Below are 14,215 nucleotides of genomic sequence, written 5' to 3' on the forward strand. Positions count from 1 at the left end.
TGGCGACTCGCCTTCCGACGGTCGCGCGGCGCGTTGCGCGGTCGCGGGTCACCCCATGAGCGGCAGCAACCCGCCCAGGTCGGCCCGCTCCCCACTCGCGCTCACCTTGGCCTGCGCGACCGCGTCCTGCCACGCCACCCGCCCGGTCGCGAGCCGGATCCAGGTCAGCGGGTCGGTCTCGACGACGTTGGGCGGGGTGCCCCGGGTGTGCCTGGGCCCCTCGACGCACTGCACCACGGCATACGGCGGGATCCGCACCTCGGTCGAGCCGCCGGGCGCCCTCGCGGCGAGGGCGTCGGCGAGGAGACGGGTGCAGGCGGCGAGGGCCTGGCGGTCGTACGGGATGTCGAGGCCGGGGACGGCGGCGTTCAGGTCGTCGGTGTGGACGACGAGTTCGACGGTGCGGGTGACCAGGTAGTCGGCGAGGGTCATGGCGCCGGTGCGGGCGGCGAGGACGCGGTCGCCGGACGCGTCCGCCAGCCTCTGCGCGAGGCGTTCCTCGGTGCGGGCGTACAGGGCCTCGAGGTCGGGGTTGGCGGCGGCGAGGTCGCGGGTGTCGTCGGCGATGTCGCCGGCGCGGGCGGCGGTGGCGAAGGGCCAGTCCAGGAGGGTGAGTTCGGGCTTGGCCGGCTCGTCGCGGTCGACGTTGCGGCTGACGGTCTCCACGGCCATGGTCACGTGGGCCGCCAGCTCCCGTACGGTCCAGTCCCCCAGCCGGGTGGGCAGCGCGAGTTGCTCGGGGGCCAGGGTGCGTACGGCCTGCCGTACGTTCCCGAACTGGGCGAGGATCGCGGTGCGGATCTTGGCGGGGTCATAGGTGCGGGTGCGTTTCTTGGCCGGCGGCATAGCGGCAGCCTATGCGGCTGCGATTCCCTCGTGGAGCCCTGTCTGCCTGCTACTGGTGGGGCCCGCGGGCATCGCGGCGCACTCCGATGAGTTCGGCGACGGCCTCCAGCCAGCGGGCGGCACGGTCCTCGGCGTCCGGAGCGGCCGCCACGTCCGCGGCGGTCCGCAGCCAGCCCCGCAGCACCTGCGACGCGTCGGCCGAGGGCAGGGGTTCGGGCAGCTCGGCGACGTACCGCATGCCCCCGGCGCGAACCGTGTCGGCGAGGAACGCCACAGAGCGCGGCAGGGCCCCGAGCCGGTCCAGCGTGACGGCGGCCGCGACGGCCCCCTCCCCGATGGCGGTGATCCTCGGCTGCGGGGCGATCGGCTGCGGGGCGATCAACGGACAGTGATCGTGTAGAGGTAGTAGGTGGGGTTGTCCGTGTCGTCCGGGGTGGCTGTGTCAGCCGCCGTCACGACCGGTACGGGCGACGCGGTGCCCGCGGGGGCCGGGCTCGCTGTGACCTCGGCCGCGCTGTGGCACAACCCGTGCGGGCAGTACAGCAGCTTCACCGTGGTCCTGCCCTGCGCCACCGCCGTGAAATCGAAGTGCTGGGTGCCGCCGCCGCTGCCGGTGACGCCTTCGTCGCCGCCCTCGATGTCCTCGCCCTTGCCTTCGTAGCGCAGCACGGCCGAGTCGGGCCGCGGCTCCGCCAGGTACCAGTTCTCGCCGAGCACGGGGCTGGCGGGCACCTCCAGGGTGAACTCCTCGCCGACCTCGGCGGTCACCGTACGCTCGTCGGTGCCGTACCCGGCGGGTCCGGTCAGCCCGCAGCCGGCGAGAGCCATGAGGGGGAGCGAACCGAGGGCGATGCGTATGCGCACGGTGCTCAGTCCTGCTCGATGTAGACGTTGTTGACGTTGTCGAACCGGTCGTCGCTGGCCGCCGTCGTGCCCCACGGGTTGTAGATCTGCAGCATGCCGCCCTCCTGGGCGACGATCATCATGCCGTGCCCCACCCGGTCCCCGTTCTCCTCGTGCCCCTCGATGTTGATCGGCACGGACTTGCCCTCGGCGACGGACTTCTCGATGTCGGTCAGGACATCACGCCGTCAGTCGAGTGGACGCGCTGGGCCTGGCCTATGCGGGCTGCGATTCCGTCGTGGGGGCCTCGAACGCCTCGCGGTTGCGGGGGACGCCGATGCCGCGCCAGGTGAAGGGGATGCCGCGGGCGCTGTCCGGGTCGGGGCCGTCCATCAGCTGGAAGTGGAGGTGGGGCTCGGTGGAGTTGCCGGAGTTGCCGCAGCGGGCCAGCGGCTGTCCGACGGTCACACGGTCGCCCTCACGGACGGTGAGCGAGCCGCGTCGCAGGTGGGCGTAGAGCGCGTAGGTGCCGTCGCCGAGGTCGAGGATGACGTGGTTGCCGACGATCCGCTTGGCTCCGAACAGGTCGCGCACGGACGCCTCCAGGAGCATGAGGTACAGCAGCCCTGGCAGCGAGGTGCGGCTCAGATGGTCGCGCTGCCCGTCGGTGGCCCGCACGACGGTGGCGTCGGCGACCGCGAGGAGCGGGGCGTCGAAGGCGGGGAAGGCGTCGTTGCGGCGGGCGATCGGCCACAGCCAGCGGAAGCCCGGGCGGGCGTCGGCCTCGGGTTCGGCGACGACGTCGATGGCGAAGGTCTGGCCGTAGGCGTGCGTGCCGTGGCTCGGGGTGCGGTCGGCCGGGCTGTTGAGCGCGGTCCAACGGCCGGTGACGGGCGGGGCGACCTCGACGGGTTCGCGGGCCGCGCGCGGGCTGTCCGGGGCGCCGCCCCATCGGTTGGCCACGATGACGAGGGCGTAGGCCAGGACGATCGGCAGGAAGTTCCACCACCACGGATATCCGAGGTCCAGTGAGAGGTGCGCGATCACCAGGCCGAGGAAGGTCAGTTGCAGACCCCGGTAGGCGATGGTGGCCAGTTTGCGTGCGGACATGGTTCCCCCTTGTTCGTGTCTTCCTTGTTCCGGTCTTCGCGTCAGGGCCGTGCGGTCGACAGCGCCACCAGCAGCGGTACGACCCGCCCCGGCGGCACCTCGTAGCGGCCCCGACCGGTCGTGTGCAGCCAGCCCGCGCCGGTCAGTTGGCGCAGGTGGTGGTAGATCTGGCCGGTCGTGCCGACCTCGTCCAGCTCGGCGAGTTCGGCCGCGGTGCGCCGCCCGCCGATGACCTCGCGCAGCAGCCGCAGCCGGACCGGGTGGCCGAGGGCGGCGAAGGACTCGGCGGCCTCGGTCCAGTCGCCGTCGAGCAGGCCCTCGGTCAGCGAGCCGTGCTGCCACTCGTACTGCTCCCCGGTCGGCAGCCGTACGGCCCCGGTGAACAGCACTCCTCCATCGGCCGCTTTCAGCCCGGCCAACTGCTCCTTGAACCCTTGCAGGGCCCAGAAGTCGCCCTCGCCGAGGCGAGGGGCGGTGTGCCGCGCGTTCTCCAGCACGGCCAGTCGTCGCTCGAGGTCGGCGACGCGTTCTTCGAGTTCCACTCCTGCAATATTACGGAACTACGTAATTACGTGCAAGCGTGTGGAGGCGGCAAGGGACGGTGACCGCACGACGAAGCCCCCGCCCGGCGGACCGGACGGGGGCTTCGGAGCCGTGGAACCGCTGCCTACTTGAGCAGCGCCGGGATCGTCTCCTCGTGCGCCACGCGCAGCTCCTCCAGGGAGAGCGCGAACTCGCCCTGGAGTTCCACCACTGCATTTGAATCGGACACAGTGCCGTCGACGACACCGATGCGGGTGGCCGGCAGGCCCCGCGCACCGCACATGTCGTTGAAACGGACCTCCTCGGAGCGCGGCACGGCGACGATCGCGCGTCCCGCCGACTCGGAGAAGAGGAGGGTGAAGGCGTCGAGCCCGTCCGGTACGACCAGACGCGCGCCCTTGCCACCGAGCAGCGCCGACTCCACGACCGCCTGGATCAGACCGCCGTCGGACAGGTCGTGCGCAGAGTCGATCATGCCGTCGCGGGAGGCGGAGATCAGGATCTCGGCGAGCAGCCGCTCGCGCTCCAGGTCGACCTGGGGCGGCAGACCGCCGAGGTGGTCGTGCACGACCTGCGACCAGGCCGAACCGCCGAACTCCTCACGCGTGTCGCCGAGGAGGTAGAGCAGCTGGCCCTCCTCCTGGAAGGCGACCGGCGTGCGCCGGGCCACGTCGTCGATGACGCCGAGGACCGCGACCACGGGGGTCGGGTGGATGGCGACCTCGCCGGTCTGGTTGTAGAGCGAGACGTTGCCGCCCGTCACCGGGGTGCCCAACTGCTGGCAGGCGTCGGCGAGTCCACGGACGGCCTCCGCGAACTGCCACATCACCGCCGGGTCCTCGGGCGAGCCGAAGTTCAGGCAGTCGGAGACGGCGAGCGGCTTGGCGCCGGTGGTGGCGACGTTGCGGTACGCCTCCGCGAGCGCCAACTGGGCGCCGTGGTACGGGTCCAGCTTGGCGTACCGGCCGTTGCCGTCCGTCGCGATGGCGACGCCGAGGCCGGTCTCCTCGTCGATGCGGATCATGCCCGAGTCCTCGGGCTGGGCGAGGACGGTGTTGCCCTGCACGAAGTGGTCGTACTGCGAGGTGATCCACTTCTTGGAGGCCTGGTTGGGAGAGGCCACCAGCTTCAGGACCTGGTCCTTCAGCTCGGCCGAACTCGCGGGCCGCGCAAGCTTGTTGGCGTCGTCCGCCTGAAGGGCGTCCTGCCACTCCGGGCGGGCGTACGGGCGCTCGTAGACCGGGCCCTCGTGCGCCACCGTGCGCGGGTCGACGTCGACGATCTTGCCGCCGTGCCAGTAGATCTCCAGGCGGTCGCCGTCGGTCACCTCACCGATGACGGTGGCGATGACGTCCCACTTCGCGCAGATCTCCAGGAACCGGTCGACCTTCTCCGGCTCGACGACCGCGCACATGCGTTCCTGCGACTCGCTCATGAGGATTTCCTCGGGAGAGAGCGTCGAGTCACGCAGCGGTACGTCGTCCAGCGTCACGCGCATGCCGCCGGAGCCGTTGGAGGCGAGCTCGGAAGTGGCGCAGGACAGACCGGCGGCACCCAGGTCCTGAATACCGACGACCAGCTTCTCCCGGAACGCCTCCAGGGTGCACTCGATGAGCAGCTTCTCCTGGAAGGGGTCACCGACCTGGACGGCCGGGCGCTTGGAGGGCTTCGCGTCGTCGAAGGTCTCGGAGGCGAGGATCGACGCGCCACCGATGCCGTCACCACCCGTACGGGCCCCGTACAGGATGACCTTGTTGCCCTCACCGGACGCCTTCGCCAGGTGGATGTCCTCGTGCCGCATCACACCGATGGCACCGGCGTTGACCAGCGGGTTTCCCTGGTAGCAGGAGTCGAAGACGACCTCGCCGCCGATGTTCGGCAGGCCCAGGCAGTTGCCGTAGCCGCCGATGCCGGCGACGACACCGGGGAGCACCCGCTTGGTGTCGGGGTGATCAGCGGCACCGAACCGCAGCGGGTCCACGACCGCCACCGGCCGCGCACCCATCGCGATGATGTCGCGGACGATGCCGCCCACGCCCGTGGCCGCGCCCTGGTAGGGCTCGACGTACGACGGGTGGTTGTGCGACTCGACCTTGAAGGTCACGGCGTAACCCTGGCCGACGTCGACGACACCCGCGTTCTCGCCGATGCCCACGAGCAGCGCGTCGCTCTGCGGCGCCTTCTCGCCGAACTGGCGCAGGTGCACCTTCGACGACTTGTACGAGCAGTGCTCGGACCACATGACCGAGTACATGGCGAGCTCGGCACCGGTGGGCCGACGGCCGAGGATCTCCACGACCCGCTCGTACTCGTCCTTCTTCAGACCGAGTTCGGCCCAGGGCAGCTCGACGTCGGGGGTCGCGGCCGCGTGCTCGACCGTGTCCAGAGGCGTCCGGCTCATGCGTTGACCAGCTTCTTGAGGATCGAGGTGAAGAAGGGGAGGCCGTCGGTGCGGCCGGTGCCGATGAGCGGCTCCACGGCGTGCTCCGGGTGCGGCATCAGGCCCACGACGTTGCCGGCCTCGTTGGTGATGCCGGCGATGTCGTTGAGCGAGCCGTTCGGGTTGAAGTCCAGGTAGCGGAAGGCCACCCGTCCCTCGGCCTCCAGCTTGTCCAGCGTGTACTGGTCGGCGACGTACCGGCCGTCCATGTTCTTCAGCGGGATGTGGATCTCCTGACCGGCGCTGTAGTCGCTGGTCCAGGAGGTCTCCGCGTTCTCCACCCGCAGCTTCTGGTCGCGGCAGATGAAGTGCAGGTGGTCGTTGCCGAGCATCCCGCCGGGGAGCAGGTGCGCCTCGGTGAGGACCTGGAAGCCGTTGCAGATACCGAGGACCGGGAGGCCGGCCTTCGCCTGCTCGATGACCGTCTCCATCACGGGCGAGAAGCGGGAGATGGCCCCGGCGCGCAGATAGTCGCCGTAGGAGAAACCGCCGGGCAGCACCACGGCGTCGACCTGCTTGAGGTCCTTGTCCTTGTGCCAGAGAGCAACCGGTTCGGCGCCCGCGAGGCGGATCGCGCGCTGAGTGTCCCGGTCGTCGAGACTCCCCGGGAAAGTGACGACGCCAATACGAGCGGTCACTTCGCGGCCTCCGCGACTTCCTCCACCTTGACGGTGAAGTCCTCGATCACGGTGTTGGCGAGGAAGGATTCCGCAAGATCGTGGATGCGGGCGAGCGCGGCCTCGTCGACCGGCCCGTCAACTTCCAGTTCGAAACGCTTTCCCTGACGTACGTCGGAGATACCTTCGAAACCCAGCCGCGGCAGTGCGCGCTGCACCGCCTGGCCCTGGGGGTCGAGGATCTCCGGCTTGAGCATGACGTCGACTACGACGCGTGCCACTGGCACTCCCGGTGTGTGGTGCTGAGCAGGTTCCTTCAGACTACCCGCACAAAATTTCTACGCGAGTAGAGTTGTAGGAAGCTACGTGACAGCCGTCACGATCCGGTATCGAAGGGGTGCGTTCACGAAAAGTTACGGGAAAGATCCCCGTACCGCCCCGGATAGCTATTGCGCTGGGACACGCGGACAGATTTAGTCGGGCTTCACATTGCATTGCCGGGCACTGTACAAATGAATTGGAAAATAGCCGAGACTCGGCACGTCGTCGCAGCTGAGCTGTATGAGGTGCCGTACGAAGGGACCGATATTCGTGGCGCAGAAGGTCGTGGTCACTCTCTTTGACGACATCGACGGCTCAGAAGCGGCGGAAACGATCGCCTTCGGACTCGACGGCAAGTCGTACGAGATCGACCTGAATGAAGCCAATGCCAAGAAACTGCGTAAGGCGCTCGCGCCGTACGTGGAGGCCGGGCGCAAGCGGTCGAAGTCAGGCAAGGCGTACAGGCAGACCGAGGTCGCCCCGGACCCGGCCGCCGTCCGGGCATGGGCGCAGGCCAACAAGATGGAGGTGCCGGCCCGCGGCCGCATCCCCAAGAAGGTCTACGAGGCGTTCGCCTCGGCGCAGTGAGGCGCCCCGAGGGCGTGTCCTCAGGGTCCGTCAGCGGGCCTTGAGGGCGGCCGACTTGGGCCGGTGCGACAACCGACTTGCGCTACCCCCCTGCCGATCAGCTAATGTCTGGAGCACGCCGCCGGGCGGGGCAGAAAAGCCCAGCTCGCCGAGCATGCGGGTGTAGTTCAGTAGTAGAACATCCCCCTTCCAGGGGGAAGGCGCAGTGTGCAATTCCTGTCACCCGCTCTGCACCGCCGGTCCGACCACTGATGTGGATCAGGTAGGCTGGTGCTCGCACCGATCGACAGCTGAGTCCCTAAGGGCTTGGTGGTCGGGGGCAATGCGGACGTAGCTCAGTTGGTAGAGCGCAACCTTGCCAAGGTTGAGGTCGCGAGTTCGAGCCTCGTCGTCCGCTCGGGAATGAGACCCCGGTCCAATGGACCGGGGTCTTTTCTGTATGCCCACGGAGGTCCGTCTGACATTTGTCATGCGGAGTGGTGACAGCGCGCACTGCTGTGGGGCTCCCGTTGCCGGGACGCTGATGTCATGAACATCAACGAACACGAACACGTGATTGAGGTCACTGACCTGCGGCGTGTGTACGGGGGCGGGTTCGAGGCGGTGCGCGGAATCACCTTCTCGGTGAACCGCGGCGAGGTATTCGCGCTGCTCGGCACCAACGGCGCGGGAAAGACGTCCACCGTCGAGCTGCTGGAGGGACTCGCCCGGCCGGCCGGGGGGCGGGTGCGGGTGCTCGGGCACGACCCCTACGCCGAGCGGGGCGTCGTACGGCCGCGGACCGGGGTGATGCTGCAGGAGGGCGGGTTTCCGTCCGAGCTGACCGTCGCCGAGACCGCGCGGATGTGGGCGGCGTGTGTCAGCGGGGCGCGGCCGCCAAAGGACGTGCTGGAGCTGGTCGGGCTGGCCGCGAAGGGCGATGTGCGGGTGAAGCAGTTGTCCGGGGGTGAGCGACGGCGCCTGGACCTGGCGCTCGCGCTGCTCGGGGATCCCGAGGTGCTGTTCCTGGACGAGCCGACGACCGGCCTCGACGCCGAAGGGCGCCGGGACACCTGGGAGTTGGTGCGGGGGCTGCGCGACGCCGGTACGTCCGTGCTGCTGACCACGCACTATCTGGAGGAGGCGGAGGGCCTCGCCGACCGGCTCGCGATCCTGCACGAGGGGCGCATCGCGGCCGCGGGGACACCGGCCGAGGTGACCGCGGCCCAGCCCTCGCGGATCTCCTTCGAGCTGCCCGAGGGCTACTTCCTGGGCGACCTTCCGCCGCTCGCCGACATGGGGGTGAGCGGGCACGAGGTCGACGGGCGGGTCGTACGGCTGCGGACCCATCAGCTGCAACGGGCGGCGACCCGGCTGCTGATGTGGGCCGACGGGGCCGGGGTGGAGCTGCGGCGGCTGGATGTGCGGTCGGCGTCGCTGGAGGAGGCGTTCCTGGGGATCGCGCGGGAGGCGGCGGAAGCCGCCCGGACGAGGACGAAGGAGCACGCGGCATGAGCACGGCGATGACCGCCCCGGCGGGGCGCATGGCGGCGCTGGCGCGGGCCGAGCTGACGTTGCTCGGGCGCAGCAGGGGCACACTGTTCGCGGCGCTGTTCGTGCCGCTTGTACTGCCCTTCAGCGCGGGGGAGGCAGCGAAGCAGATGGACCTGGCGGAGGTGGGCCTCACTCTCGGCACGGTCATCCTGCCCGCCTCCATCGGCTTCTCGCTGCTCTACGCGGTGTATGCGACGCTCGTCAGCGTCTACACCGCCCGGCGCGAGGAACTCGTCCTCAAGCGGCTGCGCACCGGCGAGCTGCGGGACCACGAGATCCTCGCCGGGGCGGCGCTGCCGGCCGTCGCCACGGGCCTCGCGCAGTGCGTGGTGCTGGCGGTCGGCGGCACCGTCCTGCTCGACGTGAACGCGCCCCGCGCTCCCCATCTCGCCGTGCTGGGACTGCTGTTGGGGTTCCTCCTGTGCGCGTCGCTGGCCGCGGTGACCTCCTCCTTCACCCGGAGCGTCGAGAGTGCGCAGGTCACGACACTGCCTGTGGTGTTCCTCTCCATGATCTTCTCCGGGATGTTCGTGCCCCTGGAGGTCCTGCCCGACCGGGTGGCGTCGGTGTGCGAACTGCTGCCGCTGACCCCGGTGATCACGCTCGTGCGGGGCGGCTGGACCGGGGAGCTGTCGGCGTACGAGGCGGTGGGCGCCGTACTCACCGCGCTGGCCTGGACGGTCCTTGGCGTGTTTGCTGTACGGCGGTGGTTCCGGTGGGAACCGCGGCGTTGACGTAGGGGGAGCGGGGACATGTCCAAGGCGGGGGGATGGTGGCGGCGCAAGAGCACGCCGGCGAAGGTCGAGACGTACACCCGGGGGTCGTTCCACTCCTTCGCGGTGATCGAGGTCCTGGCGGTCGGACCGCCCATCGCCGGCGCGGTCGGGTCCGAGCTGGGCGGCTGGCTGGTGCTCATGGTGTGTGCGCACGCGGCGGTCTGCGCCCTGACGGTGTCGCGGGCGCTGGACTGGGTGCGGGGCCGCCGTGAGCAGCCCGTACGCCTGCTGTGGACGCTCGGCGCCGTCACCGCTGCGGTCGGCGTCACGGCCCTGGCCGTCTCCGAGTACGGTCCGTACGGTGACGACGTCGACTCGGCCGCGGGCGGGCTCTTCGGCGTCGTGCTGATCTACGGGGCGGGCATCGTGGCGCTCGGGATGCGCAGCCGGCGGCGCGTCTGCGCGACCGTCGGGGGCTTCGCGGCGGGCGCGGGACTCGTGGGCTTCCCGCTGGGCATGCCTGCCCCCGCCGCCCTGATCAGCGCGCTGGCCGTGCTGGTCGGCGGCGGGTTCATGGCCTTCAGCGCCGTCTTCTCCGTCTGGCTGCTCAAGGCCGTCTTCGAGCTCGACGAGGCCCGTGAGACCCGCGCCCGGCTGGCCGTCGCCGAGGAGCGGCTGCGGTTCGGGCGGGATCTGCACGACGTGATGGGGCGGAATCTGGCGGTCATCGCGTTGAAGAGCGAGCTCGCCGTGCAGTTGGCGCGGCGAGGGCGGCCCGAGGCCGTGGAGCAGATGATCGAGGTGCAGCGGATCGCGCAGGAGTCGCAGCGCGAGGTGCGGGACGTCGTACGGGGGTATCGGGAGGCCGACCTGGGGGTCGAACTCGCCGGTGCGCAGGGTGTGTTGACGGCGGCCGGGATCGAGTGCGAGGTGACCGGGGAAGCGGCCGGGCTGCCTGCCGAGGTGCAGTCGGCGCTGGCGTGGGTGGTGCGGGAGGCGACCACCAATGTGCTGCGGCACGGGGATGCCGCGCGGTGCGTGGTGGGAGTGCTGGTGACGGAGGGGCGTGTGGTGTTGACGGTGGAGAACGACGGGGCCGGCGGAGCCTCCGACGGGAGTGGTACCTCCGACGGGGGCGGGGGCTCCGGGCTGGCCGGGCTGCGAGAGCGGCTGGCCGCGGTGGACGGCACGCTGGAGGCCGGCCGCGTCGGGGAGGGCAGGTTCCGGCTGGTGGCGGAGGTGCCCTTGGCGGGGGCGGGCGTGCGGGAGGTCACCGTATGACCGGCCGTACGACCGGGTCCGTGCGGTTGCTGCTCGCCGACGACGAGCACCTGATCCGGGGTGCGCTCGCCACGCTGCTCTCCCTGGAGGACGACCTGGTGATCGTCGCCGAGGCGGCGAGCGGGCCGGAAGCGCTGGCCATGGCGCGGGCGCACGAACCGGACGTCGCCGTTCTCGATCTTCAGATGCCCGGAGCGGACGGTGTGAAGGTCGCCACATCCCTGCGCGCCGAACTGCCCCGCTGCAAGGTGTTGATCGTGACCAGCCATGGGCGGCCCGGGCATCTGAAGCGGGCTCTTGCGGCGGGTGTGCGCGGGTTCGTCCCGAAGACCGTCAGCGCTCAGCGGCTCGCGGAGATCATCCGCACCGTGCACGCCGGAAACCGTTACGTCGACCCCGAGTTGGCCGCCGACGCGATCGCCGCCGGAGACTCGCCGCTGACCGCGCGGGAGGCCGAGGTGCTGGAACTCGCCGCCGACGGGGCGCCCGTCGCGGAGATCGCGGAGCGGGCCACGCTGTCGCAGGGGACCGTGCGGAACTATCTGTCGTCGGCCGTCTCCAAGCTCGGGGCGGAGAACCGGCACGCGGCGGTGCGTCTCGCGCGGGAGCGAGGTTGGGTATAGTTGCTCTCGCGCCACGGCGCAGTGCGGACGTAGCTCAGTTGGTAGAGCGCAACCTTGCCAAGGTTGAGGTCGCGAGTTCGAGCCTCGTCGTCCGCTCCAGACAAAAGCCCCCGGTTTCGGCCGGGGGCTTTTGCGTTGCCCCCGGATTCCGCCGGGGGCTTCGCGGTTTTCGCGCTAGGACCAGCTCGTACCCGTAAGGCGCTCGTACGCCTCCACGTACTTCGCGCGCGTCGCGTCCACGACCTCCTGCGGCAGCGCCGGCGGGGGCTGCTCGCTCTTGCGGTCCCAGCCGGAGGCCGGCGAGGTCAGCCAGTCGCGGACGAACTGCTTGTCGTACGACGGCTGCGCGCGGCCCGGCTCCCACTGGTCGGCCGGCCAGAAGCGGGAGGAGTCCGGGGTGAGGACCTCGTCGGCGATGACCAGGGTCTCCCCCTCGAAGCCGAACTCGAACTTGGTGTCCGCGAGGATGATGCCGCGGTCACGGGCGATGTCCCGGCCACGGGAGTAGACGGCGAGCGTCGCCTGGCGCAGCTGGGCGGCGGTGTCGGCGCCGACCTGGCGGGCGACCTCCTCGTAGGAGACGTTCTCGTCGTGCTCGCCGACCGCGGCCTTGGTGGCCGGGGTGAAGATCGGGGCGGGGAGTTCGCTGCCGTCGACCAGGCCCTCGGGGAGGGCGAGGCCGCAGACGGTGCGGGTGTCGTTGTACTCCACCAGGCCGGAGCCGGTGAGGTAGCCGCGGGCCACGGCCTCCACCGGGACCATCTGGAGCGACTTGCAGACGAGGGTGCGGCCCGCCCAGTCGGCGGGGGCGCCGGCGGGCACGTCGGTGCTCAGGACGTGGTTGGGGACCAGGTCGGCGAGCTGGTCGAACCACCACAGGGAGAGCTGGGTGAGGACGCGGCCCTTGTCGGGGATCTCGGTGGGGAGCACCCAGTCGTACGCCGAGATGCGATCGCTGGCGACCATCACGAGGTCGCCCGCCTCGTTCTGGTACAGCTCGCGCACCTTGCCGGTGTGCAGGTGTACCAAGCCCGGAACCTGGAGCGGCTCAGGCTTTTCTACGAATCCGGACACGGTTCCTCCCCGTGGTTCTGTCCAAGTGGCTCGATTCTCCCGTATGCCGGGGATCGCCCTCGGAGTGGGGTGGGCTCGAAAGGGGCGGTGACGTGGGCGTACGTGAGCTCAGTCACGTTTACAGATGCGGTCCAGGAGGTTGGCGGTGGCGCGCTGGACGCGGGCGTCGACGTGGCCCGGGCGGTCCAGCGCCGGGGACCAGGCGAACGTTCCGGACGCGAAGATCAGGGCGCCGGAGGGGGCGCGGTACAGGGACGTCTCCTGGTGGCGGAGGGCGCCTTCGCGGTCGGTGTACGGGGAGTGGGCGAGCAGGATGCGCTCCTCGTGGTCGGGGAGCGGGGTGCGCGGGAAGTAGCGGTCGGCCTCGCCGGCGACCAGGCCCGCGATCTCGTCGCCCTCGTGGGCGCCGGCCGCCTCCCACAGCCAGTGGTCGGCGTTGCGGACGATCAGGGGGTGCGGCTCGGGGACCTGACCCGCGTACTGGATGCCGATCACCTCCTGCTCGGGGCGGTCGATTTCCCGCCAGAGCACCGTGCGGCCCGGGCCCTGGCGCTTGCGGCAGGTCATCAGGCGGTCGGGGACGCCGGACGGGGAGGGACTCAACTCGACCTGCCAGTACATGGAGTTGGCGGAGAGGAAGACGAGGGACGTGCCGTTCTCACGGGCGAGCTCGACCGTGCGGCGCATGTTCGACGACCAGTACTCGTCGTGGCCGGGGAAGACCAGGCCGCGGTAGCGGGTGGGGTCGACGTGGCCCGCGTGCAGGTCGCGGGCGTCGGCGTAGGCGATGTCGTAGCCGTAGCGCTCGGCCCAGCGGATGAAGTCGTAGGCGTGGCCGACGTGCAGGGGCAGGCCCGCGCCCGCGTACGGGCGGTCGAAGGAGACGGTCGTGGCGGCGTCGTTCTCGCCGAGCAGGCGGCCGTCCTCGTCCCAGGCGTGGTAGAGGCTGGCGCCGATGCGGCCGTCCTCGGGGTAGAGGTTGTAGGCCTGCCAGGTGACGTCGGGGAGGAGCAGGAGCAGGTCCGCGGGGTGCTTGTCGCGCACCGTGAAGGGGATGTGGGAGCGGTAGCCGTCGACCGTGGTGAGCACGGCCACGTAGGCGCCGATGCTCCAGTACGAGGGGACCTGGAGCCGCCAGGACAGCCACCAGTGGTGGCAGGAGACCGTGCGGTCGGCGGTGAGCGGCGGAGGCTGCACGATGCCGGAGAGGCGGGGGCTGGTGGTGATCTTGGCGGCGCCGTCGCCGCTGTAGTGGCCGATGCGGTAGATGTCGACGGCGAATTCCTGGGGCGGGTCCACGGTGATGTGGAAGTCGACGGCCTCGCCGGGAGAGACCGCGCCGGTCGAGGTGAAGCCCTTGATCTGACGGTGGACGTCGTCGGCGGAGCGGGGGCCGGCGCTTCGGGGCGCCGGGACCCTCGGGGTGTCCGACGTCGGCGGGTGGGCCTGGCCGTCGACGTACCAGGGGACGACCTGGCCGGTGTCGTCGAAGTACGTCACATTGCCGCGCAGCCAGGGGACGGGGCCCTGGCCGAAGGGGTCCGTCACGGCGTGCGCGAGTGCTCCCGACTCCCAGCGGCGAATCTGCTCCCCCATGGCCCTACCCCTCCCTCGTGTCCCCGTGGTGGTGCGTCGAGCGTTCTGTGTGGTGCGAGTGCTGTGTGCGCTTGCGGATTCCGT

The 14,215-nt window shown here is 70.5% G+C and carries 16 protein-coding genes and 3 tRNA genes; 8 read left to right on the plus strand and 11 right to left on the minus strand.

The genetic code is table 11. The features are described 5' to 3' along the window. Positions 1 to 48 precede the first annotated feature (48 nt). The 9 genes from AB5J49_RS22640 to purS form a co-directional block, all read right to left on the minus strand. Complete coding sequence (locus AB5J49_RS22640) at positions 49 to 846, minus strand: sterol carrier family protein (protein WP_369170442.1); 798 nt, start codon at positions 844 to 846, stop codon at positions 49 to 51. 49 nt (positions 847 to 895) lie between these two features. Then, positions 896 to 1,228 (minus strand): hypothetical protein, encoded by a 333-nt coding sequence (locus tag AB5J49_RS22645; protein WP_369170443.1) that lies wholly within the window; start codon positions 1,226 to 1,228, stop codon positions 896 to 898. Continuing rightward, positions 1,225 to 1,710: a protease inhibitor I42 family protein gene (locus tag AB5J49_RS22650; protein ID WP_369170444.1), complete on the minus strand. Its 486-nt coding sequence runs from the start codon at positions 1,708 to 1,710 to the stop codon at positions 1,225 to 1,227. The genes AB5J49_RS22645 and AB5J49_RS22650 overlap by 4 nt, the downstream gene beginning before the upstream one ends. 5 nt (positions 1,711 to 1,715) lie before the next feature. Further along, the gene (locus AB5J49_RS22655) at positions 1,716 to 1,886 is read right to left on the minus strand and encodes a hypothetical protein (protein ID WP_369170445.1); all 171 of its coding nucleotides are present in this window, start codon (positions 1,884 to 1,886) and stop codon (positions 1,716 to 1,718) included. 79 nt (positions 1,887 to 1,965) lie between these two features. Then, a complete protein-coding gene (locus AB5J49_RS22660; protein ID WP_369170446.1) occupies positions 1,966 to 2,799 on the minus strand; it encodes a M23 family metallopeptidase in 834 nt (277 codons plus the stop codon). 41 nt (positions 2,800 to 2,840) lie between these two features. Further along, on the minus strand, positions 2,841 to 3,341 hold the full coding sequence (locus tag AB5J49_RS22665) for an ArsR/SmtB family transcription factor (RefSeq protein WP_369170447.1): 501 nt from the start codon (positions 3,339 to 3,341) through the stop codon (positions 2,841 to 2,843). A 125-nt stretch (positions 3,342 to 3,466) separates the two neighbouring features. Then, a complete protein-coding gene (purL, locus tag AB5J49_RS22670) occupies positions 3,467 to 5,743 on the minus strand; it encodes a phosphoribosylformylglycinamidine synthase subunit PurL (protein WP_369170448.1) in 2,277 nt (758 codons plus the stop codon). Beyond that, complete coding sequence (gene purQ / locus AB5J49_RS22675) at positions 5,740 to 6,420, minus strand: phosphoribosylformylglycinamidine synthase subunit PurQ (protein ID WP_369170449.1); 681 nt, start codon at positions 6,418 to 6,420, stop codon at positions 5,740 to 5,742. Before purQ ends, purL begins: the two co-directional genes overlap by 4 nt. Next, positions 6,417 to 6,680, minus strand: coding sequence for a phosphoribosylformylglycinamidine synthase subunit PurS (gene purS, locus AB5J49_RS22680; protein WP_015659417.1), 264 nt, complete (start codon positions 6,678 to 6,680; stop codon positions 6,417 to 6,419). The genes purQ and purS overlap by 4 nt, the downstream gene beginning before the upstream one ends. A 310-nt stretch (positions 6,681 to 6,990) precedes the next feature. Between purS and AB5J49_RS22685 the strand changes: the two genes are divergently transcribed. The 8 genes from AB5J49_RS22685 (at position 6,991) to AB5J49_RS22720 (ending at position 11,560) form a co-directional block, all read left to right on the plus strand. Beyond that, on the plus strand, positions 6,991 to 7,308 hold the full coding sequence (locus tag AB5J49_RS22685; protein ID WP_062702641.1) for an Lsr2 family protein: 318 nt from the start codon (positions 6,991 to 6,993) through the stop codon (positions 7,306 to 7,308). Positions 7,309 to 7,464: 156 nt separating this feature from the next. Then, a tRNA-Gly gene (locus AB5J49_RS22690) sits at positions 7,465 to 7,536 on the plus strand. A 96-nt stretch (positions 7,537 to 7,632) separates the two neighbouring features. Continuing rightward, a tRNA-Gly gene (locus AB5J49_RS22695) sits at positions 7,633 to 7,705 on the plus strand. A gap of 131 nt (positions 7,706 to 7,836) precedes the next feature. Then, positions 7,837 to 8,802 carry an ABC transporter ATP-binding protein gene (locus AB5J49_RS22700; RefSeq protein ID WP_369170450.1) on the plus strand — a complete coding sequence of 322 codons (966 nt, stop codon included), beginning with the start codon at positions 7,837 to 7,839 and terminating at the stop codon, positions 8,800 to 8,802. Next, positions 8,799 to 9,575 (plus strand): ABC transporter permease, encoded by a 777-nt coding sequence (locus tag AB5J49_RS22705; RefSeq protein ID WP_369170451.1) that lies wholly within the window; start codon positions 8,799 to 8,801, stop codon positions 9,573 to 9,575. Before AB5J49_RS22700 ends, AB5J49_RS22705 begins: the two co-directional genes overlap by 4 nt. An 18-nt stretch (positions 9,576 to 9,593) precedes the next feature. After that, positions 9,594 to 10,838, plus strand: coding sequence for a sensor histidine kinase (locus tag AB5J49_RS22710; protein ID WP_369170452.1), 1,245 nt, complete (start codon positions 9,594 to 9,596; stop codon positions 10,836 to 10,838). Next, positions 10,835 to 11,461, plus strand: a complete 627-nt coding sequence (locus AB5J49_RS22715) for a response regulator (protein WP_369170453.1) — start codon at positions 10,835 to 10,837, stop codon at positions 11,459 to 11,461. The genes AB5J49_RS22710 and AB5J49_RS22715 overlap by 4 nt, the downstream gene beginning before the upstream one ends. 23 nt (positions 11,462 to 11,484) lie before the next feature. Further along, positions 11,485 to 11,560 (plus strand) — tRNA-Gly (locus tag AB5J49_RS22720). Between the two features lie 75 nt (positions 11,561 to 11,635). Here AB5J49_RS22720 and AB5J49_RS22725 read toward each other — a convergent pair. Together AB5J49_RS22725 and AB5J49_RS22730 are read right to left on the minus strand one after the other, a co-directional pair. Beyond that, positions 11,636 to 12,535 (minus strand): phosphoribosylaminoimidazolesuccinocarboxamide synthase, encoded by a 900-nt coding sequence (locus AB5J49_RS22725; RefSeq protein ID WP_369170454.1) that lies wholly within the window; start codon positions 12,533 to 12,535, stop codon positions 11,636 to 11,638. A 108-nt stretch (positions 12,536 to 12,643) separates the two neighbouring features. Further along, positions 12,644 to 14,131, minus strand: a complete 1,488-nt coding sequence (locus tag AB5J49_RS22730; RefSeq protein ID WP_369170455.1) for a N,N-dimethylformamidase beta subunit family domain-containing protein — start codon at positions 14,129 to 14,131, stop codon at positions 12,644 to 12,646. Positions 14,132 to 14,215: the final 84 nt, after the last annotated feature.

The organism is Streptomyces sp. R28 (assembly GCF_041052385.1).
In the GTDB taxonomy this organism is placed as follows: Bacteria; Actinomycetota; Actinomycetes; order Streptomycetales; family Streptomycetaceae; genus Streptomyces.